This window comes from Sporolactobacillus shoreicorticis (genome assembly GCF_024125445.1).
Lineage (GTDB): Bacteria > Bacillota > Bacilli > Bacillales > Sporolactobacillaceae > Sporolactobacillus > Sporolactobacillus shoreicorticis.
In genome coordinates this window covers 208,050-232,241 of record NZ_JAMXWM010000001.1, presented here as the reverse complement: position 1 = coordinate 232,241, position 24,192 = coordinate 208,050, and the positions used below count along the sequence as shown (strand labels likewise).

The 24,192-nt window shown below is 44.5% G+C and carries 26 protein-coding genes and 1 riboswitch; of the genes, 8 read left to right on the top strand and 18 right to left on the bottom strand.

Going from position 1 to position 24,192, the window contains the following annotated elements:
- Positions 1-22 precede the first annotated feature (22 nt).
- The 7 genes from NIE88_RS01085 to NIE88_RS01055 all read right to left on the bottom strand — a co-directional run bounded on the left by NIE88_RS01085 (position 23) and on the right by NIE88_RS01055 (position 2,946).
- Positions 23-445 carry a GNAT family N-acetyltransferase gene (locus NIE88_RS01085; protein WP_253057850.1) on the bottom strand — a complete coding sequence of 141 codons (423 nt, stop codon included), beginning with the start codon at positions 443-445 and terminating at the stop codon, positions 23-25.
- A 69-nt stretch (positions 446-514) separates the two neighbouring features.
- On the bottom strand, positions 515-898 hold the full coding sequence (locus tag NIE88_RS01080) for a hypothetical protein (protein WP_253057849.1): 384 nt from the start codon (positions 896-898) through the stop codon (positions 515-517).
- A gap of 56 nt (positions 899-954) precedes the next feature.
- Entirely contained in the window at positions 955-1,467 is a 513-nt protein-coding gene (locus NIE88_RS01075; protein WP_253057848.1) for a GNAT family N-acetyltransferase, read from the bottom strand.
- Between the two features lie 12 nt (positions 1,468-1,479).
- Entirely contained in the window at positions 1,480-2,028 is a 549-nt protein-coding gene (locus NIE88_RS01070; RefSeq protein WP_253057847.1) for a ClbS/DfsB family four-helix bundle protein, read from the bottom strand.
- A gap of 39 nt (positions 2,029-2,067) precedes the next feature.
- Entirely contained in the window at positions 2,068-2,517 is a 450-nt protein-coding gene (locus NIE88_RS01065) for an ASCH domain-containing protein (RefSeq protein WP_253057846.1), read from the bottom strand.
- Positions 2,505-2,735 carry a hypothetical protein gene (locus tag NIE88_RS01060; protein ID WP_253057845.1) on the bottom strand — a complete coding sequence of 77 codons (231 nt, stop codon included), beginning with the start codon at positions 2,733-2,735 and terminating at the stop codon, positions 2,505-2,507. Before NIE88_RS01060 ends, NIE88_RS01065 begins: the two co-directional genes overlap by 13 nt.
- Positions 2,719-2,946, bottom strand: a complete 228-nt coding sequence (locus tag NIE88_RS01055) for a hypothetical protein (protein WP_253057844.1) — start codon at positions 2,944-2,946, stop codon at positions 2,719-2,721. Before NIE88_RS01055 ends, NIE88_RS01060 begins: the two co-directional genes overlap by 17 nt.
- 218 nt (positions 2,947-3,164) lie before the next feature.
- Here NIE88_RS01055 and NIE88_RS01050 point away from each other — a divergent pair, with 218 nt between their 5' ends.
- Both NIE88_RS01050 and NIE88_RS01045 read left to right on the top strand, forming a co-directional pair.
- Positions 3,165-3,593, top strand: a complete 429-nt coding sequence (locus tag NIE88_RS01050) for an AAA family ATPase (RefSeq protein ID WP_253057843.1) — start codon at positions 3,165-3,167, stop codon at positions 3,591-3,593.
- A gap of 384 nt (positions 3,594-3,977) precedes the next feature.
- Positions 3,978-4,586, top strand: coding sequence for a Type 1 glutamine amidotransferase-like domain-containing protein (locus NIE88_RS01045; RefSeq protein ID WP_253057842.1), 609 nt, complete (start codon positions 3,978-3,980; stop codon positions 4,584-4,586).
- Between the two features lie 96 nt (positions 4,587-4,682).
- Here NIE88_RS01045 and NIE88_RS01040 read toward each other — a convergent pair whose 3' ends face one another.
- The 3 genes from NIE88_RS01040 to NIE88_RS01030 all read right to left on the bottom strand — a co-directional run bounded on the left by NIE88_RS01040 (position 4,683) and on the right by NIE88_RS01030 (position 7,575).
- Positions 4,683-4,934, bottom strand: coding sequence for a GNAT family N-acetyltransferase (locus NIE88_RS01040; RefSeq protein ID WP_253057841.1), 252 nt, complete (start codon positions 4,932-4,934; stop codon positions 4,683-4,685).
- A gap of 328 nt (positions 4,935-5,262) precedes the next feature.
- A complete protein-coding gene (locus NIE88_RS01035; protein ID WP_253057840.1) occupies positions 5,263-5,589 on the bottom strand; it encodes a GlpM family protein in 327 nt (108 codons plus the stop codon).
- Positions 5,590-5,739: 150 nt separating this feature from the next.
- Positions 5,740-7,575: an MFS transporter gene (locus NIE88_RS01030; RefSeq protein WP_253057839.1), complete on the bottom strand. Its 1,836-nt coding sequence runs from the start codon at positions 7,573-7,575 to the stop codon at positions 5,740-5,742.
- A gap of 171 nt (positions 7,576-7,746) precedes the next feature.
- Between NIE88_RS01030 and NIE88_RS01025 the strand changes: the two genes are divergently transcribed.
- The 5 genes from NIE88_RS01025 to NIE88_RS01005 all read left to right on the top strand — a co-directional run bounded on the left by NIE88_RS01025 (position 7,747) and on the right by NIE88_RS01005 (position 11,785).
- Positions 7,747-8,337: a TetR/AcrR family transcriptional regulator gene (locus NIE88_RS01025; protein WP_253057838.1), complete on the top strand. Its 591-nt coding sequence runs from the start codon at positions 7,747-7,749 to the stop codon at positions 8,335-8,337.
- A 197-nt stretch (positions 8,338-8,534) separates the two neighbouring features.
- Positions 8,535-8,993, top strand: coding sequence for a WapI family immunity protein (locus NIE88_RS01020; protein ID WP_253057837.1), 459 nt, complete (start codon positions 8,535-8,537; stop codon positions 8,991-8,993).
- A gap of 158 nt (positions 8,994-9,151) precedes the next feature.
- On the top strand, positions 9,152-9,670 hold the full coding sequence (locus NIE88_RS01015) for a glycosyl-4,4'-diaponeurosporenoate acyltransferase CrtO family protein (protein WP_253057836.1): 519 nt from the start codon (positions 9,152-9,154) through the stop codon (positions 9,668-9,670).
- 15 nt (positions 9,671-9,685) lie between these two features.
- Positions 9,686-10,825, top strand: coding sequence for an MGDG synthase family glycosyltransferase (locus NIE88_RS01010; protein WP_253057835.1), 1,140 nt, complete (start codon positions 9,686-9,688; stop codon positions 10,823-10,825).
- A gap of 42 nt (positions 10,826-10,867) precedes the next feature.
- Positions 10,868-11,785, top strand: a complete 918-nt coding sequence (locus tag NIE88_RS01005; RefSeq protein ID WP_253057834.1) for a lysylphosphatidylglycerol synthase transmembrane domain-containing protein — start codon at positions 10,868-10,870, stop codon at positions 11,783-11,785.
- Between the two features lie 1,178 nt (positions 11,786-12,963).
- On the opposite strand, the gene NIE88_RS01000 is transcribed toward NIE88_RS01005, so the two are convergent.
- Genes NIE88_RS01000 through NIE88_RS00975 form a run of 6 tightly spaced genes read right to left on the bottom strand, consistent with a single transcriptional unit; the run spans position 12,964 to position 19,276 of the window.
- Entirely contained in the window at positions 12,964-14,115 is a 1,152-nt protein-coding gene (locus NIE88_RS01000) for an amidohydrolase (RefSeq protein WP_253057833.1), read from the bottom strand.
- Positions 14,102-15,238, bottom strand: a complete 1,137-nt coding sequence (locus NIE88_RS00995) for an iron-containing alcohol dehydrogenase family protein (protein WP_253057832.1) — start codon at positions 15,236-15,238, stop codon at positions 14,102-14,104. Before NIE88_RS00995 ends, NIE88_RS01000 begins: the two co-directional genes overlap by 14 nt.
- Before the next feature lie 15 nt (positions 15,239-15,253).
- Positions 15,254-16,564: an O-acetylhomoserine aminocarboxypropyltransferase/cysteine synthase family protein gene (locus NIE88_RS00990; RefSeq protein WP_253057831.1), complete on the bottom strand. Its 1,311-nt coding sequence runs from the start codon at positions 16,562-16,564 to the stop codon at positions 15,254-15,256.
- A 46-nt stretch (positions 16,565-16,610) separates the two neighbouring features.
- Positions 16,611-17,687 carry an Ldh family oxidoreductase gene (locus NIE88_RS00985; protein WP_253057830.1) on the bottom strand — a complete coding sequence of 359 codons (1,077 nt, stop codon included), beginning with the start codon at positions 17,685-17,687 and terminating at the stop codon, positions 16,611-16,613.
- A gap of 11 nt (positions 17,688-17,698) precedes the next feature.
- On the bottom strand, positions 17,699-18,115 hold the full coding sequence (locus NIE88_RS00980) for a GNAT family N-acetyltransferase (RefSeq protein WP_253057829.1): 417 nt from the start codon (positions 18,113-18,115) through the stop codon (positions 17,699-17,701).
- 18 nt (positions 18,116-18,133) lie between these two features.
- On the bottom strand, positions 18,134-19,276 hold the full coding sequence (locus tag NIE88_RS00975; RefSeq protein WP_253057828.1) for a trans-sulfuration enzyme family protein: 1,143 nt from the start codon (positions 19,274-19,276) through the stop codon (positions 18,134-18,136).
- A 324-nt stretch (positions 19,277-19,600) separates the two neighbouring features.
- A riboswitch (SAM riboswitch) is annotated at positions 19,601-19,699 on the bottom strand.
- Positions 19,700-20,597: 898 nt separating this feature from the next.
- Here NIE88_RS00975 and NIE88_RS00970 point away from each other — a divergent pair.
- Positions 20,598-20,978, top strand: coding sequence for an ABC transporter ATP-binding protein (locus NIE88_RS00970; protein WP_253057827.1), 381 nt, complete (start codon positions 20,598-20,600; stop codon positions 20,976-20,978).
- A gap of 709 nt (positions 20,979-21,687) precedes the next feature.
- On the opposite strand, the gene NIE88_RS00965 is transcribed toward NIE88_RS00970, so the two are convergent.
- Positions 21,688-22,320 (bottom strand): YcnI family copper-binding membrane protein, encoded by a 633-nt coding sequence (locus NIE88_RS00965; RefSeq protein ID WP_253057826.1) that lies wholly within the window; start codon positions 22,318-22,320, stop codon positions 21,688-21,690.
- A 24-nt stretch (positions 22,321-22,344) separates the two neighbouring features.
- Entirely contained in the window at positions 22,345-24,114 is a 1,770-nt protein-coding gene (locus tag NIE88_RS00960) for a copper resistance CopC/CopD family protein (RefSeq protein WP_253057825.1), read from the bottom strand.
- Between the last annotated feature and the right edge of the window lie 78 nt (positions 24,115-24,192).

Here is a 24,192-nt window from a genome sequence, read left to right as displayed (position 1 = left end):
TTTTATTCCACAGACATCTTCTTTATTTCGAATATCTTTTTTGTAAAAAATAGTGATTAAATCCCTCCGGATGATCTTCAAGCATACCAAAAACTTGAAATCCGTGTTTTTTATAAAATTCAGGAGCCTGAAAACTGAATGTATCCAAATCAATAAAGCGGCATTTGTTTTCCCGTGCAAAATGCTCCATCTTATTCAACAATTTACTGCCATATCCTTTACCACGGATTGTTTTATCAACCCACAAGAAATCAATATGCAGATGCCTCCAGAACATAGTTCCTGTGATTCCGCCCACTGTTTCCTGCTGTTCATCCTTTAAGATAAAACCGACCGTTTTAACCGATGTTTTAAGCCTGTCCGGAATTTGTTCCATATTATGTTCAATGACCTTTTTTCTTATAAACTCACGATCACTCTGTTCCAAGTATTGGATTATTTTCAAATGAAAGCAGCCCCTTTACCGGACAATAGTCGTATTTTTTGCAGGCAGTAGCCCAAAGCCGCAGGCAACCTATTGATAAGGATAATAATGAACAGCTTCCATTCTATATTCTCTTATGCATTGAATAGATCTGCGATTATATTGAACAATGCTGCATCCGTTGAAATGATGGTCTTTGTTTTCCGAATAGCATTTAAAAGACCATTCAAAAACAGCTGTTAATGAAACTGTATCGACGTATTGGTTTATGATCGCCCACTGCTTCACCCGATACTTCCTGTTTATCCAAGCATCAATCCATGTTTCTATTTGTTTGGTTCCTTTATACACGGAGCCATAGCATTCAACGATTTCACAGGAAGCGTCACAGGTACTTAGAATTAACTGTTTGTCGCTTTTCTTCCATCCGTTGACATAACTTTGAAAAAGTCGCCCCATCTCATCTCTGTTCATTTTGCTTCCATACTCCCTCCCCGATTGATCTTTTGACTTAAAACCACTCGGTTGTTCTAAAGCGCAATCCAGTAGCGCTGCGTGATCCTCTCTCCATGACGGATCTCGTTTTCAAGAATGCCACCATTATGAATAATCGTTTTTGCGGAACCGATGTTCTCTCGATCACATGTGAGCAGAACGCGCTTAAGATTTAGAGCTCTTGCCTTGTCAAGAGCCAGTTCCAGCATTTTGACCGCGCAGCCCTTATGCCGTTCGGAAGGCCGAACGCCGTACCCGATATGTCCTCCTAACTCCAGTAAGGCATCATTCAATTCATGACGCAAATGTACCGCACCATAGAGATGATTGTCCCCGTCCGTCAGAAAATATAAAGTTGCCGGCACCCAGCCGCGCTTGCGTACAACGTCAGTCTTTTCTTCTTCCAAATTTGCAAGAAATTGCTGATAGGAGATCGGGCCCTTTTCGGATGCAGCCGGAATAATTTCTTCTCCTGAATCTTTCCATTCTGACAAGTAACGATTAAAAGGAACTTCAAGTTCAGGGGTTAATTCAACTAATTGAAACATCAGATCACCTCATTATGTTGGGAAAAGAAACTTGTTCTTGCCGCCGAACTCCTGTTGACAATATTTTTTCCACTTTCTGATTTTCGTTCGAAAACTTTTGAATGGGGCAACGGAATTAATATGTATCCATTTCCACATTGGCCAGTTCGCACTCGTCACCGTCCATCTTCGCACTCCGGGTGTAAAAAGTTCATCATCGCTTAGTCCATTAATCCAAGTACACCATGTCTTGACCTTGTCTTCAAACAGTTCGCGAAGATCTTTTAAGGAGCAATCGCCGTATTGACAGTAAAATTGTTGATTAAGCAATCCAAGTTGATTCCACTTAAGATCAGGCGAAGGTGTGATCACTTCCTGACCGGCGAGCTCTTTATTTTCCCAGCCCATCACCAGACTCAGCCAGCCGAGTTGATAAGCGATCATCTCATGCGGCGTTTTGTCCACTGCTTCAATGCGCACATGTCGTTTCGTTTCCGGAACATCATCGAATTCGTTAATGAAAAGTTTAGCCGTTTTTTGGATTTCTCTGATTAAGGCTTCCTTGGTTGCATAATTGATCATGATCCATCCTCCAAAACATAGTCAAATCATAGAGTAAATTTAAATGCTCATTGCGACCCGCTTATCTTGAACGTTTCCGAGTGTTATGAAATTCCAGACCGGCTTCTGCATATTTCTGTTTGAAAAAGGATTCGTGAACACAGCGCCAGTAGGCGAGCGGGTGCCCTCACCTTCATGGTACGCATGCTCCCACGTTACTTCGTTAAAAGGAACGATTTCAACGACCACGGTTTTGATGATTGCAACCGGTGCACTGCTGCCATCAAGAATGATATTATATTCACCGACCTGTGGCAGTGGCTCGTCCTTTTCATACAAGTCATAGGCTGATGTCGTCGCGGTTTTGATGCCTTTGACAATCAAATCAGCCAATTGATTTGCCATCTCAGGCGTATCGCCGAATGCCCATGCTTGGTAATCATCATGCGTGATCCCGAATTTCATTTTAAATGAATTCCAGAATTTCTTTATCACTTCTACGTTTGCCATCCGTTTCCTCCTTTTACTCCAACAGTCCGCACAAGATTTACGCTCATCCGTTTATTAATTCGGATCTGAATGATTTCCTCAGTAGACAACAATTCTGTGTCCGCCATGACAATGATATTAAGAATGCGCTTCCTTTTTTCATAGACATTCTTTGTGCCGGACCGATTCTTTTTGTTCCATCCCCACAGGCGCAGTGCTGTTCTATACTGTAAAGCCATTCTCTCTGCTTTTTGCAGATTTCCCCAGTGATACGATTTCACTTGATGCTTGATCTGCTTTCATAACAGTTGCAAAACGCGGGATGGGAACACCTCGATTAAGTGTCGAAGTTCTAAAACCAAGCACAGAGAAATACAAAGTGAGAACGGACAACACGATAAGAATACCGATCAGCAGTCTTAATGCGTTCTTCTTGCTTGCCACTTTCACGCACGCCTCATCCTGAAAAAGCACACCTTTTTCAGTTCTTATTTTAAACAGTGTAAAGAACTTATTCACCCTAAAAAGTGATTCATTGACCGAAGTCTTTTCAATAAATGCTTCTCAGAGAAGCGGACACAATGAATCTTCTGCTCTGATTTTTCGCATTTTCATTTAAAATAGAGTAAACTTTTCATAACTTTTTATTTATGAATGGTGGTGATCAGATGGCGTGCATTATTTGGATTAACGGGACATTTGGTTCCGGGAAAACGACAACAGCCCATGAACTGAACAAATGCCTTCCGGATTCGTTCGTCTATGATCCCGAATATTTCGGTTACGCGCTGATGAAGAACACCCCGAAAATGCTTGCCAAATCAAATTTTCAGTCCGATCCTGAATGGGCTCCGATTGTGGCCCAACACTTAGCCAGAATTGCTCAATCGTACACGGGGGTGCTGATCGTCCCGATGACATTAATGAATGAAGCACTTTACGACTTACGACCGAATCATTGGCAGACTGCTGAAAAATCAGCTCCACGTACGGCACTTTACCCTCATGCTCAGGAAAGAGACGCTGCTGAAACGATTGCACAGCCGTCTGGAAGGACGACATTCCTGGGCGTACAGCCAGGCAGAGGATTGCCATAAGGAACTGTCCAAGAAAAAATATCGAATACATCTTCAAATGGATCATTATTCAGTGGATGAGGCAGTCCGAATCATTGCAAAACAATCAGAACTTGAGATCAGCGATGCACGATCTCCTCTGAGAAAAAGATTGGATCGGTTGCATGTTAAGCTCAGAGAAGTATCACTTTTTAAATAACGAACCGGTCATAAATTTTTTTGTCTCTTCGTGCCTGAACGCCGCTCAGCAACTTTGTCTTCTCGTTTCAACACCTTCAAGCTATTGAGAATGGCAAGAAGCAAGCTCCGAGTGTACATGGCGAACATAATCATCCTGCAGAAAAAACTGTTCTCAAAAAGTCTGTTTCATAGGCTTAAATATAACTATACGAGGAGTAATACAAGATGAAACGAACGATTCTCGCAATCTCCGGTGGCGGTTTTTCAGAAGAAAAAAGGGCCTTTATTGATGATTATTTACTGAAAATTCCTCGAAAGAAAGAATCTTTAAAAATAGCATTTATTGGGACAGCAAGTGATGATGCACAAGGTTATATCGATAAATTCTACAAAGCCTTTAAAGCGGAACGACCAACTCATCTGAGTATTAAAGATTTTACATCACCAAACATCCAAGACATTGTCAATGCTTTGGATATCGTGTACGTAGGCGGCGGTAATACACAATACATGCTTCATACTTGGCGACAGACAGAATTTGACACGGTACTAAAGAAGGCTTATCAAGCCGGTGTTATTTTAGCAGGGATCAGTGCAGGAGCCATGTGCTGGTTTGAAACCTGCTACAGTGACAATGACCAGGGAAAGTATGAGGTATTTAAGGGCCTAGGGCTGTTGCAGGGCAGCCTTTGTCCCCATTATAATCATGAAGAATGCCGTGCTGCGTTTGATCACTGGGCGTCTGCTCAATATAACGGTATCGTTTATACGCTGGCGGACAATGAAAATGTACACTTTATCAATGAAAAATTAGTGGCAAAAATCAGCACATGAGAAGCAGTAGTTTACCATGATCGTTGATTAATTCCTGAGAACACGGGAGCCTTAAACCGCCGCGATCTCCCAGGTCAACCTTTCATCGAAATACTGCTAGCTTAATTGGGCAAAAGCAACAGACTGTCCTTGATCACATGAGACAAAATGATTCTTTTCGTAAAAATGTCTGACTTTTGGCTCTTCCTCAGTCAACAGTACTTTTTGACGAACTTCTTTGTACTGGTTCAAAACATATTGAATTAATTCCGTTGCAATACCTTGATTTTGATGCGTCTTCAACACAAGTAAATCTTGAGTATAGATGATCGTTAATCCGTCACCAACGACACCGATCAGACCCCACAAGCTCGCCTGCATCCCATGCGGACCGAACCGATAATGACTGTTCGATGTCCTTTTGAAGCAGCGGCAAGTCTTTGATGTACGCCTACCACTGTGCGTCATGATACAGTTTATGGTCACGATAGGTTATGGCCACGGTACTCACCCCCAACTTTTTCTCAGAACGTTTCTCGCTCAAGGATAAACTTAATCAATTCATACAGACTGATCTTGTATGAATTCTTTGAAGATGGCATTGATCTATCATGAATGCAACACTGCTTTGCAATCCTGCCGGATCCCGCAGGATTGCACAAGTCGCTGCCCCAGCCCGCCTGTCACTCATCGGAGATTATAAAAAATACTTGCATGACGCCATATAAATAACATAGATTCCCACTGACAGAATAACAGCGTTCACCGGTTTCATCCAGTTCGTCAGCAAAAACACAGAAAAAATCAGAACGACCGCGCCAAATGCGCCAAATAGTCCATTAAATTCTGTAGTTCTGAACTCCTCAACATTCATGTATTTGATTTGCATGCCCATATTGATCAGCGTCATGAGCGGAATAAAAGTGATGACCCCGGATAAAAATAAAATTTTCGATTTACTGAAATAAGACATAAGTACAAAAATCGTCCCGCCAATGATAAATTTAATCACGTACCCCCACATCGACACATCACCTTCCCCGCAGTTGCCTGAATGATTGTTTACTGTTAAAAATACTATGAAACAAGGAAAGAGGCAAAACTTTTTTTGATTTGTAGAGCTATTATTTGTGCGCTGCTGCAAAAATCGGGAAGGGATCACAACATGATCGTCTCAATCGTGTTGTTTACGCGTTAAAAAGGGACAGAAAAGCAGAACGATAAATGCAATGCCCGTAATTGTACGGAAAGCAACGGCAAATACATGTGCGACAGCTTTCTTTGTTCTCGTCTGAAGCCAATCGGTCAGGCGGAATAATTCATTTTGCTGTTGATCCAGCAGTTTGTTAACAGAGCGCAGTGCCTGTTTTTTGGCAGATTTCTTCTGCTGCGCCATTTTTTCCGCCGCTCTCTGTCTCTCCTTATCGAGCTGTGCGAGCAGCAGGGTACGTTCTTGAGAATTCGGCCGGCGCTGCAGTTGTTGTTGCTGCAATTTAAACGCTTCGGCAATTTTCACCCATTTAACTTCAGCTTGGCGATCAATTTTTTTATTGACCTTATCCAGTTCCTTGGTACGCAGCAAAGCAAACGATTGATTGATCTTTTTGCGATTTGAAGATAGCGCGCCACCAGTAAACGTGTTCGTTTTAATCGCTTTGATCTTTATCCTCACGGTATTTTGGACAGATGGAAGAAGTATCGTATCACGGCTGATTCTTTTTAGCGCCTCGTACTTTACTTGATGCAATGATCCTTGCAGACTTCCAGTAAGAACAGCGACAATCAGTGCAACACCGACAATACTACCTAAGGTGCGTGCCATATTCCCAATGCCGGAAGCCATGCCAATGCTGCTTCCAGGCACTGCGCTGACAATTAGATTCATAATGACCGGCAGATTGATGCCGAATCCGCAGCCACTCAAAATTAAAACAAAGACAATATCCCGATAAGCCGTTCCTGCGTTGAACTGACTCATAAGCCATGTGGATAGGCCAATCATGCAGCTCGCTGCGGCAAGCAAAATGGCTGGCGGAATTTTCTTTATGAACCGACTGCAAATCAGCGACATCAGCATTGATCCAATCGAAAATGCACCTAGCACATAGCCAGCATGCAGTACGGACAACCCGCGAAGCCGTGTCAGATAAAGCGAACAGAGGAACATAATCGCATTAATCAAAATACCAATCAACAGAATAACATAGCTGCTGGATTGAAAAATCCGATTTCTGAATAGATAAATCGGCAGCATTGGTGTCTGCGTTTTCCATTCAACACCAAGAAAGATCAGCAGCGCAAGCGCAAAGGCCAAGAGTAAAATCAGCATCCCCGGATTGGTCCATCCATAATCATTGCCTTTAATCAGATAAAAAGTAAGTGAAGCGACTGCTCCCGAAAGAAAGAGCATGCCTGTCCAGTCAATTCGCCGGCTTGCTGATGAATCAAAGGATTCCGGAACAAACCAAGCCGTCAGTACAAAGGCCAGAGCACCGAGCGGAATGTTCACAAAGAAAACATCATGCCATGATCCATAATTGGTGAGCAGGCCGCCAAGGACGGGGCCGCATGCTGAAGCCAGTGCCGAACAGGCGCCCCAGACCGCGATCACAATGGGTTGCCGAGCTTTATCGAATAGGGACAAAAGTATTGGAATGGAGACGGGAACCAGTATCGCCGCTCCCATTCCCTGAACAATCCGGAAACTGATCAGCCAATGAATATTGGATGCAATGCCGCACAGCAGCGAAGAAACGGTAAAAACCATGATGCCAAGCAAAAACACACGCCTTCTTCCAAACTGATCGGCAAATCGGGCGGCACTGAGCAACAGAACGGCAAAAGCCATATTATAGGCATTAAGAATCCATGAACTATTGGAAACCGACGTATTTAAGTCCTTCATCATATCCGGCAAAACAATATTAACAATTGTTGTATCCAGTATTGCCATGACAAATGCAAGCGTTGCCGCGATAAATCCTAAACTCTTTCTCATTGTATCGTTCATAACGAATCCTCCCCGTCAATTTCTCAGGTAGATAATCAACAACACGGTGTTGATTATCTAAGCACAACTTAAGTATACTGAGGAAGAAAAGATTTTCTATCCGCAATTTCAGGCAGTCTGTCGCTTATGCAACAGATATGGGAAATGTGCCAATAAATGGAGGAATGATCCGTGAAAAAAGATCGTCGATATCTGAAAACAGAGAAACAGATTATTGACGTTTTTATTCAATTGCTGAATGAGAAGGGATTTAATCGGCTGACGGTCAGGGACATTGCCGATCGTGCCGATATCAACAGGGCTACCTTTTACCAGCACTATGTTGATAAATACACGTTACTGAAGCATTGTGAGGATCACTGGCTGCATAAAGCGGAATCCATGATGCAAACAATCATAAACGTCGATATGCTCACATTATACGATCATGGCACAGCCTTGCCTGGACTGGAGGAGGTTTTGGTCCACTATAAAGAGCATCGGATGCTGATCCTTGGTCTATTGGAAATTGGCGGTACCCCTTCATTTCGTGATCGGTTAACAGAAGCAGCACAGACTCATCTTAATACCATACTGAAAAGTCAGTTTAACGGAAAGGTGGCCTATCCAATGCCCTATATATCCGCATACCTGATCTCAGCCCATTTCGGGATCGTTCTCGAGTGGCTGAAGCGCGGAGCAAATGAACCAACAGAGGAAATTGCCACATTGATTACCCGGCTGACCCTTCACGGAGCATTACATGGATTGAATTTAGTTTAGTGAACAAGGAACGTTTTATCCCTTTGGTGTGAAAGTTCGGACATTAAGCGCGAATCGAGTGCCGGATCGATTTTAACTTTTATCGTTTTATCGAACAGCGCCGCCTCCGAATCTGCACTGAGCTCAGCACAATTGCTCGTTCAAAATGATTTTTCTTCTATATTATATTGAATTCATTGAGGGTGCATCCGATAAACATGACCTATTTCTCAAAATTTCCATGCGCTCAGCTCCGTTCACAGGATGGAAGAACTGTCTTAAGCATTTGTTCCTACGGTTATGCCTACCCGAATGCCAACGACCCCTATGATCGGGATTGGCACAAAAATTATTTATTACTGATGCTCCCGGGCTTCAAGGCCGAAATTGATGAAATCATTTTGGAAGGACATTCACTTAGGAACTGGATCAATGAACTGCGAGCGTTCTCTGCGCTGAAAACAGAGAAGATTTTTTTTGAGCCGACTGATCCGTATTTTTCACTCACCTTTCGTTTCTTGTCGCGTCGAAAAAATGTTTGCGCCGAAGGTTACGTACAGTACCCGATTGCAGATGGTGCTGTTCTGCGCTTTGAGCTGGAAACAGATTTAACCTTTATCGATTCATTCATCGCAGGATTGGAGACTATTCTGCATGTATTTCCCGAGCAGTCATAACCTATTATTCCAAGATACACCTGAAACGGTTGTATTGATTCTCTCGATCTTTTAATCTATAGTTAAAATAAGTAAGGCTTTGATGATTTACTGCTTTCATCAAGCCGTTTTTTTCGCATAGATTCTGTATGGAGGTATCCCTGCCTAAGAAAAGTGAGATGAACAGTGTGCGGTTACTTAATAGTTTATTTACTTTCATTATCATCTCGGTCGTTAATACGCTGATTTCGATCAAGCTTCCGAACTCCATATTCCATCTTGACAGTTGGTTGTTCAGAACAAGAGGATGGGAAAGAGAAGGCTATTTCTATCAGTATTGGTTCGGTGTGAAAAAATGGAAGAGCCTTCTGCCCGAACTCAGCGACTTCTTCTCCTTCCTTTTTTCCAAAAAACAAATGGGGCAGCCCAGTGCGGATTATCTCTACCGCTTTGCGCTGGAGACCTGCCGTGCCGAACTTGTTCACTGGTGCATTATTGTCAGCTCGATTCTTTTTATGCAATGGAATCATACAGGTGTCTCATTACTTACGGTTGTCATTGCTGTTGCGTGTAATCTTCCCTACATCATGATCCAGCGCTACAACCGTCCCAGAATTTTAAACATTTTAGCTAATAAGCGGGCGAACATCAGAGAAAATCGGATTAAAGATTTGGAAGTAGTCCATAAAGACGTATAAAGGAGAATTTTTTCTGTGACGAGAATCCTGTTCATTTCTTCGGAGCATACAGGCTGCGGACATAGAAGTATTACCGAGGCTTTAAGCGAGCAGCTGACGCTTCTTGCGCCGGATATTCAGTTCATGGTTATTGACGGATTTGCACTTGGCAACGGATTGCTTCGTTTCTCAAGCCGCGGCTACGATTCGTTCGCGGTTAAATTTCCATTCCTGTGGGGGCTCGTCTATCAATTGAGCAATCCGTTTAAAGGACTGGTCAACGCATTCATTGCGCGAAGTATTCGCAAATCGCTCTTAACAAAAATTCGTGCGTTTCAGCCCGACCTGGTCGTATCGGTGCATAATCTTTTTGTCGGTTCGGTCATTCGTGTCTTAAATCGGTCACATCAGGATATTCCGGTTGTCTCATTGGTCGCCGATTTAGACAATATCACCGGCCTTTGGGCAGATAAGCGGGCGGCCTGTGTAGTCTGTCCTTCTGAGGAAGCGCGGATGCGGATGCTAAAATCAGGGATGGCAGCCGAGCAATTGGCAATGACCGGCTTTCCGGTACGCGATGCATTCTGCACGGTGCATTTCCCCGAACCGCACCGTCTTGCAAACAGGGAGCCGATTTCGATTCTGCTGATGAGCGGAAGTCAGGGATCGGCTCAAGTATTGAAAATTGCACAAACTTTGCTTCACGATCAGCGCGTCCATCTGACTCTTATTGCCGGCCGTAACGCGGATTTGAAGAAAAAGATGGAGACTGCTCTGTCCGCCTATATTGGGAATCGAGCAGTCATCTATGGATTCACATCGGAAGTCAAGAAACTGATGATGGAAGCGGACCTGCTGATCATGCGTGCAAGTCCGAATGTATTAATGGAGGCCGTGAACCTTTGCAAACCGGTCATCGTGACCGGCGCGTTGCGCGGACAGGAGGCAAAGAATCCTCAGTTCGTCGTTCGCCACAAATTAGGGCTCTATTGCAGGAGCTTGAAGGATCTGCCGAAGATGGTCGCTGAACTCGTTGCAAACGACGGCGAAAGGCTGAAGGAAATTGCCCAAAATCAGTATCGCTTCAGAACGCCCGATTCGGCGCGTGTGATCGCTGAGCTGCTTATCCGGACAGCTAAAGAAGCCAACACGACTGAAGATCGTCCGATTGCCTGATCATTACTTGAACCGTCCAAATACTTTTCCAGGGTGTATGGTATGTCCAACAAAACAAAACTCAAACTGATATTCGGGATCATCATCACCATTCTTGTCCTCTATTATTCGTTCAAAACACTCGGCAGTCTTGACCTGAGCCCTCTAATCCATGCGAACATCAATGGATGGCTCGTTTTTATCTCCATTGCAGTCACCATCTATTCGAATTATATTCGCGGGCTCGGATATACGCTGGGCATTGATCCAAAAATTAACCGTCTGACCGCACTGCAAATCGTCGGGATCGGGCATGCGGCGAACATGATTCTACCGCTTCATATCGGGGACGGATTACGCTTCGCATTTTTCCCGGGCGACTATAGTCCGATGCGGCGAGCGAAACTGGTGATGATTCCGGCGATTGCCGATTCGATTGCGATTATTCTGGTTTCGCTGCTCGCCGTCCCTTTTTCCGGATTTAAAGATCCGACGATTGTTCGAATTCTTTGGATTCTTTTCTTTGCCTGCATTGTCCTGAGCATTGTTTTTCTCGTTGCAAGCTGCTGCGTGCCGCGGCTGCGCAGCTATATGCGGCAATACTTGACCATCAGCATGCTGAATATGGTGCTTTGGGTGTTGCTCTCCTATGTTCTGCTATTTCTGGCCACTTGGGCAGGACTGGCCGCATTCGGCTTCGGCTGGGGCCACTCCCTTCGTCTGTCGCTCGCTGTGTTCGCCACAACGAACTTGATTGGTTTTATTCCTGCTTCGCCCGGTGCCGTCGGCCTTTTTGAATACGGCGTAATCATCGGTCTCGCCGGACTGGGCATTCGGCAAAGCGATGCACTGTCAGCAGGGCTTCTGCTTCATGTCATTCAGTATGCGGCACTCCTGCCGCTTGGCATCGTTCTTTTTGTGCTCGCACTGCGCGGAAAATACGGAGAAACTGTAAAAAAAATACTGCATCAAAAAATGTAAAAGATCACATGGGATATGCGGCAGTTATCAATCTTAAATAAAATGCATCGCAGAACCGTTTGTCCTCGAATCGTGGAAATCACGTTCGTTTGCATCTATGGCGGGATGAAAAACGTGTTTGTACTTTCTTATACTCATATTCCAGTTCGGACAGCGATCATTCGAATAGATGCTTTCCGTCTTTTTTGCAAGATAAGAAAGTATAGCATTATGCCGTGACGGCCCTACAATTAGCGGCATTTCAACACTAAGTTCATTCCAGACGCGTAAGCGCGAGACGCCTGCGGGATCAGCGAAACAGGGAGAATCCTCAGGCACTGGTCTGCTCGAGGAAGCTTCCGGATCACCCGCGGCAAGTAGGCAGCTTCAGTGTCTCACAAGAACAAGGTCGATGATTAAAAACCGCATTTAGAGTAAAGGGGCTTTAGCGTTTTGCCTTGCTAGTGCGACGATCAACATAAGATTCAGTTGGGCGGATCAGGTAAGCGCTCAATCTGAGAAATAAACGGAAAAATTCCGTTTAATTAGAAAAGGAACGAAAAAATCGCTTAAATAGACGGAGAAATTCCACTTATCGAACCAAAAAATGTAAAAATGGAGGGATTTTCTTTGCATAAGCGGAAAAATTACCCTTATTTATCCGCGAAACAAGTGCCATGACTCATATAGGCGGAAAATCTCCGCTTATTTTGTTCGCTATTTAATGAAGAACCAAAATAATTTATGAAATAGAAATGTCTGTTTAAGACAAGGTTGATGATTCAAAGCCGCATTTGGAGTAAAGGAGCTTTCGCATAGAAAGGAATTTTTGCTAAAAACGCATACGTCCTGTACGCAATGCGAAAACCACCGCATCCTGCGGAAGTAAGGACCGGGTGCTTTTTGCCCTGTTTTGCTTATATACTCGGGTGCGCGATCAGTTGTTCAATTAATTGTTCACATCTGGTTTCCACTTCTCAGTGCACCGTCATAATGGCACATCTCCTTATAAAGAATAAAAAAGCCCGATCTCTCTTCACCTCGATAAGAAGAGAAATCAAGCTTTTCTTTATGCTGCCTTTAACGTACCACATCGGCTGATTGCTGAGGCTTCGCGGGACCGGCCCCTCCGCCTCTCCGGATAAGCATGATTCAATAGACGCGAACACTGTATGGTCAATTGTTCATTCCTGTACTCACTATTTGTTTCTACTCTTTAATGCCTTCAAAACGGCAACTGCGGATCGATAATAGAATTCCGCAGCGATGCGAATTCCTTTAGGATCTACTTGGAATGCGGGATGATGCCAATCCTCCGGCCCGTTCGATCCTACGAACGCGAACACTCCCGGTACTTCGCGTTGGAAGCAGGAAAAATCATCTCCGGCTACCGATACTTCCGGTGTCACTACCTGCGCTTCGTTTTCATTTGCTTCGCGAACAATCTGCGCTATTTTCTCATCATTAAACACGGATGGTGTTCCTTGGCCCCACTCCACAGCAATCTGTACGTTGTGAGCTCTCTGAAGCCCCTCGGCGATTGCGGTAAAGCGATCAATGATCAAATCCCGATCCTGATCATAAAAAGTGCGTACTGTGCCGAGCAATTCGACTTCCCCGGGCAGCACATTCCATACATCACCGCCATGAATACTGGTAATGCTTATAACCGCTTCATGCTTCGGCGAAACATTACGGCTGACGATCGTTTGCGCTGTTTGAACGAATGATGAGGCGGCAATAATGGGATCACGAGTCCGTTCGGGAATCGCCGCGTGTCCGCCGATTCCCTGAAATGTGATCTTGAATTTATCGCAAGCCGCCATTAAAGGTCCGGCTTTAATACCAATCGTCCCTACCGGCAAATCCGGTTTGTTGTGGATGCCAATGACCGCGTCCAGTCCTTTGAGTTGACCGTCTTTAATCACCTTCAGCCCCCCATGACCGGCTTCTTCAGCGGGCTGAAAAATTAACCGAACGCTGCCTGAGAGTTTCGCCTGATCTTTTTTCAACAATTCAGCAGTCCAAAGGAGTGCGGTCGTATGAAAGTCATGACCGCAGGCATGCATGACGCCTTCATTTTGCGATTTATAGGGCAAATCGGTTTGTTCATGAATCGGTAATGCGTCAATATCCGCGCGAAGTCCGACTACTGGTCCTTCCGGATCACCTGAAATCTCAGCGAAAACGCCGGTTGGCAGGCCGGTCTCCCGCAACGTAATGGATTGCTCCTGCAGCCAGTTTCTGATTTTTGTCGTTGTCTCATATTCATGCAGCGACAGTTCCGGGTGCTGGTGCAGCACTTTGAAAATGGATTGAAAAGCTGTTTCGTCATTGTCACGTGTGCTCATACTTGCTGTTCATCTGCCTTGCCATCAAATTTTTCGGCTGCTGCTCTTCACGGTCACTTTCATTTGCCAATGTTTCCACCCGATTTAAAGCATTCAAAATAAACGCCTCATCAAAGGTTTTAAAGACAAAGCGAAAGCCGAGCTCCGTTTGACACTCTCTAGCCAAAATTTCTTTAGCCTGAACCGAATCCTGAAGTCTGAATTGACTCAGCGAGTAACTTAGCCCGACTCGTTTGTAAAAAGGAAGCAGCTTTCGCACTTCAGCATCCTGACCCAGCGTGACGAGCAGCACGAGTATACCATACGCGACCTTTATTCCATGTTGATAACAGCCCGTCTCCGGAATCTTGCTCATTGCATTATGCACGGCGTGAGCTCCGGAAGCGCGCCCATAATCGCGGGCAAAACTGCCGACTGTTCCGGAAAGACCGACAATCACATCAGAGACAATACGAAAGGCGGGAGTGATCCGATGATGCTCCAGACTGGCCACTGCATCCTCTGAATACTGAAGAAGCAATTTTTTCGTTTGCAGTGCCGCATGGAGTCCGAGTGTTACAAATGGATCGATCTGCTGATTCGCATCTTTTGGTATCGCTTCCGCCTCATACCATTTTGCTAACGTATCCCCGATACCGGCAATGTAGTAATCTTTCGGTGAGTCAATCAGTAGAGACAAATCGACCAGCACCGCATAAGCGGATTCTTGAAAATGATCGCGGCCGATATGCTCGTGTTGCTGATTATAGATGATGGCGAGCGGCGTATACGCAGAACAGGTGCCCAGAACCGTTGGAATGCAGATATACTGTGCGCGCAGCCGGTGATTGACACCTTTGGCGGTATCTAATACACGTCCGCCTCCGATCCCGATAATTAAATCTGCCTGGTCAATTTCGCGCGTCAGTCGATCCATATCCTCATGACTTGATGTTCCATCATAACGATGAACCGGCCACTTAACTTCTTTTTTATATATTTTTTGAAAGGCCGCAAAAGATTTTTCACCTGTAACAATATGAACAGACGAGAAAGATGAAGCCAGTTCATCGAGTCGGCTGATCGCATCCTCAGTACACAAATATTGACTCGGGCCGCCTCTGACGATTTTTCCTAAATCCATTTTCTCACCTCATTTTTATTCAAATGCTTTGTCGATCGCCTGATCCAGATCACCGATCAAGTCATCCGTATCCTCTAATCCAATCGAAAGGCGAATCAGTGTATTGCTCAGTCCGGTTTTTTCACGGTTTAATGAAGGAATCTCGCGATGCGTGGTTCGGCTTGGGTTTACGATCAACGAACGCGCATCACCCACATTCGGCAAATAGCTGAAAATTTTTACAGAGCTCAGAATTTTCTTTGCCCGTACTTCAGTTCCTTCAATTTCAAATGCAAAGATTGCGCCAACTCCATGAGGAAAGTATCGGCTGACTAATTCATGCTGCGGATGCTCTTCCAATCCAGAATAGTGTACCGCTTTTACATGAGGATTGTCTGCCAAATATCGGGCAATTTTCTTTGCACTGCTCACCTGCTTTTCTAAGCGTTCGGACAAGGTTTCAATACCTAAGAGAACTAAATAAGCTTCAAACGGACTCAGTACGGCACCAAGCAAGCGAAGGTACTTAACTCTGACCCGTGCTGCAAATGCGTTCGAACCAAAAGTCTCAATAAAACTCCGCTTCTCACGCGCCTCTTCATTTTCCAAGACGAGCTCTTTTTCCTCAAACTGCTTAAACTTGCCATTTCCATAATCAAATTTTCCCGCGTCAACAATTAATCCTGAAACGGCTTCCCCATGTCCGCTGATTCCTTTTGTCGATGAATAGACGACAATGTCCGCACCATGGCGGATCGGGTTAAATAGATACGGTGTCGGAAACGTATTGTCAATAACCAGTGGAACACCATGTTGATGGGCCAATTCTGCCAGTGCCTCTACGTCCGTCACCGTTGTATCCGGATTCGTGACGCTTTCCGCAAAAATTGCTTTCGTATCCTCTTTGATCACGGCTGCAACACGCTCAAGGTCATTAATATCATCGATGAAATCAAAAACAATCCCAAATTTAGGAAACAGCGTTCGAAATTCATCAAAGCTGGAGCCATATATATTAGAAGCGGAAATGATTCTGCCGCCGCCCTCAGCCAAATTAAGTAATGTATAGGAAACAGCAGCCATGCCGGAGCCGACCGCCACCGCCTCTGAGGCGCCATCCAAATCAGCGATTCTCTGTTCAAGCACGGCAGTCGTCGGATTGCCGACTCTCGTATAGCTGAAGCCTTTTTCTTTAAGGTTGACCAGCCGTTCTGCACGCTCCGGGTCACCAAAACCAAAAGCAACCGTCTGATAGATCGGTACTTGCGATGCGTAGTTATGTTGTTCCGGATCATACCCTGCATGTATTTTCAGCGTATCAAATCGTTTCCCCGATTCCTTCGTCATCCCAAATCCCCATTTCTCATTCAAAATTTCACGTGCGCAAATTAAATTAAAGATACATCTGATAGGGTATATGCAATTGTTCTGAGATTTCTGCCATTTCTTTCACTGTTTCAGAATCGATTAGAATCCCGTTTTTCAAGCGATCTTCAAACGCGGCGGCTTCTTTGTCGCCATGTATGTAAATCTTTTCACCAGTTTCGGCTGGAAGGTTGCGAATTCGTTCAAGCATCACAGATAATGATTCTGAAATTTCGCCGGGATCACCAAACAAGTGCAGATCAATTGCAGTAAAAAAGTGACTGATTCCCTTGACTGTGCCGCTGCCAAGATCGGCAGAAAGATGACCTTGAGACAGGATTGACGTTAAGATCTCTACAATTAAAGCGTTACCGAAACCTTTATATCCGCCATTTTTTTCTCCCTTTCCTCCTACAGGAAGCATCCCTCCTATTTTAGGGGCAGCTGACAAATTCTTGCGTAATTTTTTTGCATCTTTGCTGATCTCATTGCTTTCATCAACTGCCCACGCTCCGGGAACCGTCTTTCCCCGTTTGGCATACACCTCAATTTTCCCGAGCGATACGACTGTTGTTGCCGCATCAAAAAGAAAACTGTGCGGCTGTGCCGGCATTGAAAAAGCAAGTGGATTACTGCCGAGAAACGGCTGCGTCGCATAAGTCGGAATCAAAAAAGGATTGGAATTGGTTGCGGAAATTCCCACCATTCCTTTGTCGCTCGCCATTTTGGCATAATAACCGGCCATTCCGTAATGATTCGAATGGCGAACTGAGACAATACCGACGCCGCTCTGTTCCGCTTTTTCAATCGCAAGCCGCATCGCTTTTCCCGCTACGAGCTGCCCCATTCCCTTATGTCCGTCAAGTACCGCGCTTACCGGCGTTTCACAAATAACCTCCGGAACCGCATCGACCTTGATGTCACCGGCATTAATTTTCCGATCATACATGGCGAGTCGCTGCACACCATGCGATTCAATGCCATAAAGATCGGTCGCCGTGATCGACCGCGCAATAATCGCACTGTCATTTTCCGAAAAACCGTATGCATCGTAAATCCTTTTCACCCATTGTTTTATCGCTTGATAGTCATACCGTTTCCCCATGTTCGCCTCCCTCACAAATCACGATCGAGATACACAATGTCGGGTCTGAAATTCCAGCCCTTTTTTCTCCAGAATTGTTTTCCTTCCTCATTATCAAGCACGACGTGCAAACCGATCTTCGTGATCTTTTCTCTTTTAAAAATGGAACAAACACGATCAATTAACTGGGTGCCGATTCCTTTTCCCTGATGCACAGGATCAACTGCCGTATGGTAAAGAAAACCTTTGCGTCCATCGGTTCCTCCGAGTATTGTTCCGATGATCCTCTCGTTAGTGACGGCGACCAAACAGGTCTCCGGATTCTTGCGAATAATACGATCAATTCCCTCATAACTATTGTCTAAGGAATTCAGATTCATTCCCGGCACTCGTGTCCATAGATCATAAGCGCCCTCGTAATCTTCAGAAACCATCCTGCGAATCTCCATGCTGCTTTCCACTCCAAACTATCTTTTCGCTTTTTCCAGTGCGCGCGCCAAATCTTCCAGCAGATCATCGGCATTCTCAATACCAATCGCCAAACGAAGCAATCCTTTTGTGATACCGATTTTTTCCTGAAGCTTTTCATCAAACGATTCATGCGTCATCGTTGCCGGCTGGCAAATCAGGCTTTCAACCCCGCCAAGACTGACGGCCAGATCAAACAACGAAAGTGCCGCTACAAACCGATCCTGATCATAATCTGATGCGAGACGAACGGAGATGACCGAGCCATGTCCCGATGCCTGACGCCGCTGAATTTCCTTTTCCTCCTGCGAGTACGATCCGGGATAATACAGTTGATCAATGCCGGGATGACTGCTAAAAAATTCAATGATCTTATTTGTATTCTCTTCTTGACGATCTAGGCGAACACTCAATGTCTTGATTCCTCGAATCAATGCATAGGAATCAGTCGGACTCAAGATTCCTCCAAGCGTATTCTGCAGAAATTTAAGTTTTTGTGCGATCTTATCTTGATTCGTTGCCACGAGACCGGCAATGACATCCGCGTGCCCACTCAGATATTTTGTTGCGGAATAAAGAACAAGATCGGCGCCTAACGCAAGTGGATTTTGATAATAGGCAGTTAAAAATGTATTATCAACGATCAGCAGTTTGCCCTTCTCGCGCGCGATCGCTGCAAGCCGCTGAATATCAGCAACGCGCAGCAGCGGATTTGACGGTGTCTCAATATAAAGTGCCGCCACATCATCATCCAGATCGTCCGCCTTCAGTTCATTAAAATCGTGCACCAATTCATAAGCGATGCCTCTCTCCGCAAAAAGGTTGCTGGCATAACGATAGGTTCCGCCGTACACGTTGTTGTTCAGCAGAATTTTATCACCGGACTTAAATAAACTGAAAACAGCGGAAACGGCCGCCATTCCCGAAGCAAACGCATAGGAATAGTCCGCCTGTTCAATTTTGGAAAACAAGGTTTCGAGATTATTCCGTGTCGGATTCCCGCCTCGCGCATACGCAAAGGACTGAAAACCATGCAGATTATCCTGAACATAGGTTGTTGCCAAGAAAATGGGCGGAACCACTGCGTGATTGGGATTATCTTTCGCATCAATTCCTTTCACAATCAATGAATCTAGTTTCACAATGCTTATCCTCCTCAAAATTCCTATGCTTGATTGTTGATAACCGGCTGCATTTAAATGCATGCCTGGCGGACGTCACGGATACGGTCACGTCACTGAACGTTTCACATGCCCAAGGCAGATCAATTGGCTCCCACATAAATGATTGGATGAATTGAAAATAATTGACATTTACTCTGCTCATTAATGATCACCCTCCCGCAAGCTATACTCTGAGTCTTCAGGTTCCATCCGGCCTGTCATTCACGCACCGCTAATCAAAAAAAGGCAATAAAAAAATGCTTTCTTATTTGAGAATAGATAAGAAAACATGGTGCACCGGTTCTCTTATCTCTCAGTCTAAACTGCTGGAATTAACACCATACACTGCGTGCTGGTTGTCGGGTTTCATTGGGCCAGTCCCTCCGCCACTCTTGATAAGAAGTTTACTATTTAATTTAAACGGAACATTTAGGTGACCATTAGGTTGCATGCGTCACCGTTAAAATATTCGTATGTGTTTACTAGGTAATATAATGTATTTAATAAATTATGTCAATGCTTATGCAAGAACTTAAACTTCGTCACTTAAACTTAAAATTGCTACTCATCCGCAAGGTTTGTTACATCAATGATTGCACGACATTTTCCCGATGTGGGCATGCATGCCCTTATGATCATTTCTCTGAATCGGAAGTGCATTTATCCGACCATTCACAAAGCAGTCCTTACTTTTGTTTGACGCACTTAAGCTTAATATTATAAAAATATAGTTATTGCCTTTTGCTAAGTTGATTTTTTCTGCGATGATGTTTCCATTCCATTTTATTTTTTTCGAGGGGTTGACAAGGATAATCGAATGGTTTAAATTTACCATCAACAAAGTAACCTGTTCATCCGCTGCTAATCATTAAGACGTTAATGGGCGGCAATGAACTCGTTTGTGATCAGTCGGGTACAGGTTTCACGCGACGTATCGCTGAAATCTTCCGCGCTTTGCCGATATCTTCTTAGACGCGATTTATTGCGGCCGCAATATTGCGTACCCGGTTTCATTCATTAGTCAAGAAAAGAGGTTTTGCACAAGCGCATATTAATATTGTTAATCATGACATTACTTTGGATGATGTATACGATCTATTGATCAAATAAATTTATTTGAAAAGTCTCAGCAGTTTATTGATCATCTATTTTTTTTGTACCAAATACCAAGTAATTTGAGATGTTTAGTTATTTTAACGAAAGCTTAGAACACTGCTGCAACGTATTCACAGATCAGCAACGGTTTCAGGTCTGATCATGGAATTATTTTGTATTTTATAATCAGAGGGGAGCAAGAAACATGGCGGAAAAAAGAAAAGTAAGCCGCTATGAATTATCCGGCGGCATGCAGCAACGCGTGGCACTGGCACGGGCATTGATCAATTACCCGAAGGTGCTGCTGTTTGACGAGCCTTTCGGAGCGCTTGATGCCTTTACACGGATGAAAATGCATGATGAACTTCTCAAAATTAAAGAAAGCACGAACATTACGATGGTCATGGTCACACATGATGTGGAAGAAGCGGTTTACTTAGCGGATCGCGTTTTTACAATGACTCCGCGACCGGCGATTCTGAAAAAGATCGTTGCGGTTGATTTGCCGCGTCCACGGAATCGGGATAGTAAAGAATTTATTGAAATAAAGGAAGAAATTCTCGATATCCTTAATTTTACGGCCTGACAAAATGATGTCCATAAATCGAATCATGATTCTGAGCGATCAATCCTCTCTGAAAAGAGGCATTGATCGCTTTTTTACAGATAAAAGGAAGAGATTATCGTTTTGCCTTGCTGATACGGCGATCAACCCAATCCGCACTGATCAACATATCAGGTTGGGTGAGCAAGTTAAACGCCCAATCTGAGAAATAAACGGAAAAATTTCGCTTAATTAGAAAATGAATGAAAAAATTACTTAAATAGACGGAGAAATTCCGCTTATCAAATTTAAAAACGTGAAAATGGAGGTTTTTGCTTTGCATAAGCGGAAAAATTACCCTTATGTACCCGCAAAACAAACACCATGATGCAAATAACCGGAAAATTTCCGCTTATTTTATACAGGGCAACGCGAAAACCACCGCATCCTGCGGAAGTAAGGACCGGGCGCTTTTTGCCCGGTTTTTCTACACGGATCCAATAAAGAACCTGTACCAATGCTGCTTGGCGCAGGCAGACATCGATGCATTTGATTTACCAAACCTCCCACCTTTTTTTAAATACCGTCCTTTTAATCACATTCGAGAAAAAAACGCGAATTTCTTAAAAAAATTCAACAACCGAGTTTAGAAAATCTGACGAATATAGATCTAAATACAAACAAACCATGGTCTGACCTTGGATAGATACCTCTGTCAGACCATAGCTTTTATTTCTGATTTTAAATGGGGTTACTTGTGATCAGGTGTCTCTCTATTCTCTCTCTTTCTATTCAGAGCAACGATTAGTGCTAGCACGGAGAAAACGAGTGCAGCCAGTGAAGATACGAGTGTAATAACCGAAAGTGTCTGATTGGCATTGGGCTTGGATTTCTTCGTATCTGTCTCCGCCGTACTCTTGACGACCTTTGTGATTGCATGAGGGGTTTCAGCATCTTCTTTGCCCGTCCATTCTACGATACTGCCGTCCTTGTACGTCTGATAAGCATTCCACGTGATACTGCCAGTTTTTTCAGGATTGAGCGCTCGGAATTCAAACTGTTGAAAAGCACCGGGGGCAATACCTGCGCCGGTCGCTGTCCATGTCACCGTCTGTACACGTTCCTTCGAATTTTTGACTGCTTTTGCTGTCCAGCCGGGTACCGGTTGGTAGCTGTAAAACGTGACATGAGTTGGAATCTGCAAAACGATTTTTGTTGTCGGAATCTCTTTTTCAGTAGGTACAGTGACTGTATAAGTCTCACTGGTGCCGGCGACAGCCTGCAACGGCTTAACGGTTACATGTGCCGACGCATTGAGTTGAAGGGCAAATAGAAGAAACACTGCGATCAGTGCAGCGAAACCTGCCTTACTGAACATCTTCATGATAAAACTCCTTATTCTGCAGAATTATTTGATGCTGACAAGAAAATCTTTATCAATTGACTGATAATTCTTGTCCAGCGCATGAACTTTGATCAGATAGCGATGGTTCATATCGAACGCATCTTTAATAACAAAACCCTTACCCAGTTTATCAACGGGAAATTGTATTTTCGACTCACCCATATCCATATCGATACAGCGAATGTTTAACACAACTTGCTGCAAATCACGCGCACGTTTTCTCTGTTTATTAAGGATATCCAGATACAACGTATTGGGTCCGCGCTTCAGTGGATCGAGGCGCAGAGAAAATGTATACCCGCTCGCTGTCGCATGTAATGTTTTTTTCGGATCTTCCAGCACGGCAGGACCTTTTTCGTTCTTTGTCGGTTTTCCATGATTAAATTTGGGGCTGAATCCCTCAAATGTGCTGTCCTGCTTCGCTGCCTTGGGCGCGGCAGCTTCAGGAACAGGCGGGGACACATTAGTTAAAACTGCCGCTGCCAGTAAAACCACAATACCGAGGATGAGTTCTCCGATGACACTTTTCTTCAGGAATTCACCTTGTCGTTTCGTGTGCAGATTGGAGAACAGGGCAAACAGCAGCATCGCCGCAAACAGAACTGCTTTAAGGATAATGATCTGTCCGTATGTCGATGTAAAAAGTGCGCGAAACGTCGACAGATGGATCATGCTGCTGAGCAATCCCGTTAAAAGAATCAGTCCTACAAGAATGAATGCAACCACTGAAAAACGGCGAATGGTCTGCCAGTAAATCGCCTTCTGCCGTTCCTGAGACTCATTCGCAGCTTTAACTGCTCCCGGGAGGAAAACCAAAATGCTAAATAATGAACCAAGCCAGATTGCAGCAGTAGCCAAATGCAGAAAATCCGCAATAACAGCCATGATGCGGATTCCTTGATCCTGAACCGCAGCTGTATGTCCGAGAAATGCCTTAACTAAAGAAAAGAACAACAGCAGAAAAAGCTGCACCAGGACAAGCCGGGTTGCTGTCTTCTCAGCGCGCGTGCGCATCAGCCAATAGAGCGCTGCAATACTCGCAAGCAATGCGGCAACCGCGAAAAACCAGAGCACGCCAAATGAGGTTGTAAACAGCGTCCCATACAGGCTGTCTCCGTTAAATGCATGCAGCCAATTAACGCCGGCGTTAATCGTTACCTGAAGCGGCAGCGAAAGCAGAGCACCGAGAAGCAGAATCCCTGCTGAAATCCATAACACTGCTTTGACGGATTTTCGTTTATAAAGAAGCGGACGATAAACAGGATAAAGAAATCGCACAAAGACAAGCGGTCCGAAGTAAACCGACAAACCGACATAAAGCAACCATCGAATTATCAGTTGATCCACACCCGGAGCAGTGCTGCCGTTTTTATCATTCTGAGCATCAGCCCGATCATTTACCGGCTGTCCGACCTTAAAAGCGATCGTCCCGTGAACGGCATGACCGTCAGCAGAAATTGCCTTCCACTTGATTCGATAATAGCCGGTGGAAAGCTTCCCCTTCACATTATTTTCAAGCACAGCAGGATTCTTTTTATCAATACGTGCCTGATTCGTGTCAATACGGGAGCCGGTTTCATCAACAAGCTGCAAAGAGAAAAAATTGGGCTGGATGCCTTCACTGAATTGAATGGATACGGTTTTGAGATCAGCGCTCGCCTGCTGGTTCTGAGCGGGATCCGACTTAATCACATAAGCATGTGCCGACGTAAATTTTGCAAAAAGCAGTGAAAAAAGAATAATGGCTGTAAAAATACCTATTTTTTGCTTCATAGTGCTACCATCCGTTCGCTAAAAATCATGACTGTCTTTCCATTTCTATCCTGCTTGTTCCTTTGGAGAACAGACCTG

What these genes read in the sequence shown, in the direction of transcription:
- NIE88_RS01080 (WP_253057849.1), bottom strand. Translation starts at nt 898, where the DNA reads ATGAACAGAGATGAGATGGGGCGACTTTTTCAAAGTTATGTCAACGGA.
- NIE88_RS01075 (WP_253057848.1), bottom strand. Translation starts at nt 1,467, where the DNA reads ATGTTTCAATTAGTTGAATTAACCCCTGAACTTGAAGTTCCTTTTAAT.
- NIE88_RS01070 (WP_253057847.1), bottom strand. Translation starts at nt 2,028, where the DNA reads ATGATCAATTATGCAACCAAGGAAGCCTTAATCAGAGAAATCCAAAAA.
- NIE88_RS01065 (WP_253057846.1), bottom strand. Translation starts at nt 2,517, where the DNA reads ATGGCAAACGTAGAAGTGATAAAGAAATTCTGGAATTCATTTAAAATG.
- NIE88_RS01060 (WP_253057845.1), bottom strand. Translation starts at nt 2,735, where the DNA reads ATGGCTTTACAGTATAGAACAGCACTGCGCCTGTGGGGATGGAACAAA.
- NIE88_RS01050 (WP_253057843.1), top strand. Translation starts at nt 3,165, where the DNA reads ATGGCGTGCATTATTTGGATTAACGGGACATTTGGTTCCGGGAAAACG.
- NIE88_RS01045 (WP_253057842.1), top strand. Translation starts at nt 3,978, where the DNA reads ATGAAACGAACGATTCTCGCAATCTCCGGTGGCGGTTTTTCAGAAGAA.
- NIE88_RS01035 (WP_253057840.1), bottom strand. Translation starts at nt 5,589, where the DNA reads ATGTGGGGGTACGTGATTAAATTTATCATTGGCGGGACGATTTTTGTA.
- NIE88_RS01030 (WP_253057839.1), bottom strand. Translation starts at nt 7,575, where the DNA reads ATGAACGATACAATGAGAAAGAGTTTAGGATTTATCGCGGCAACGCTT.
- NIE88_RS01020 (WP_253057837.1), top strand. Translation starts at nt 8,535, where the DNA reads ATGACCTATTTCTCAAAATTTCCATGCGCTCAGCTCCGTTCACAGGAT.
- NIE88_RS01015 (WP_253057836.1), top strand. Translation starts at nt 9,152, where the DNA reads ATGAACAGTGTGCGGTTACTTAATAGTTTATTTACTTTCATTATCATC.
- NIE88_RS01005 (WP_253057834.1), top strand. Translation starts at nt 10,868, where the DNA reads ATGTCCAACAAAACAAAACTCAAACTGATATTCGGGATCATCATCACC.
- NIE88_RS01000 (WP_253057833.1), bottom strand. Translation starts at nt 14,115, where the DNA reads ATGAGCACACGTGACAATGACGAAACAGCTTTTCAATCCATTTTCAAA.
- NIE88_RS00995 (WP_253057832.1), bottom strand. Translation starts at nt 15,238, where the DNA reads ATGGATTTAGGAAAAATCGTCAGAGGCGGCCCGAGTCAATATTTGTGT.
- NIE88_RS00990 (WP_253057831.1), bottom strand. Translation starts at nt 16,564, where the DNA reads ATGACGAAGGAATCGGGGAAACGATTTGATACGCTGAAAATACATGCA.
- NIE88_RS00985 (WP_253057830.1), bottom strand. Translation starts at nt 17,687, where the DNA reads ATGGGGAAACGGTATGACTATCAAGCGATAAAACAATGGGTGAAAAGG.
- NIE88_RS00980 (WP_253057829.1), bottom strand. Translation starts at nt 18,115, where the DNA reads ATGGAGATTCGCAGGATGGTTTCTGAAGATTACGAGGGCGCTTATGAT.
- NIE88_RS00970 (WP_253057827.1), top strand. Translation starts at nt 20,598, where the DNA reads ATGGCGGAAAAAAGAAAAGTAAGCCGCTATGAATTATCCGGCGGCATG.
- NIE88_RS00965 (WP_253057826.1), bottom strand. Translation starts at nt 22,320, where the DNA reads ATGAAGATGTTCAGTAAGGCAGGTTTCGCTGCACTGATCGCAGTGTTT.
- NIE88_RS00960 (WP_253057825.1), bottom strand. Translation starts at nt 24,114, where the DNA reads ATGAAGCAAAAAATAGGTATTTTTACAGCCATTATTCTTTTTTCACTG.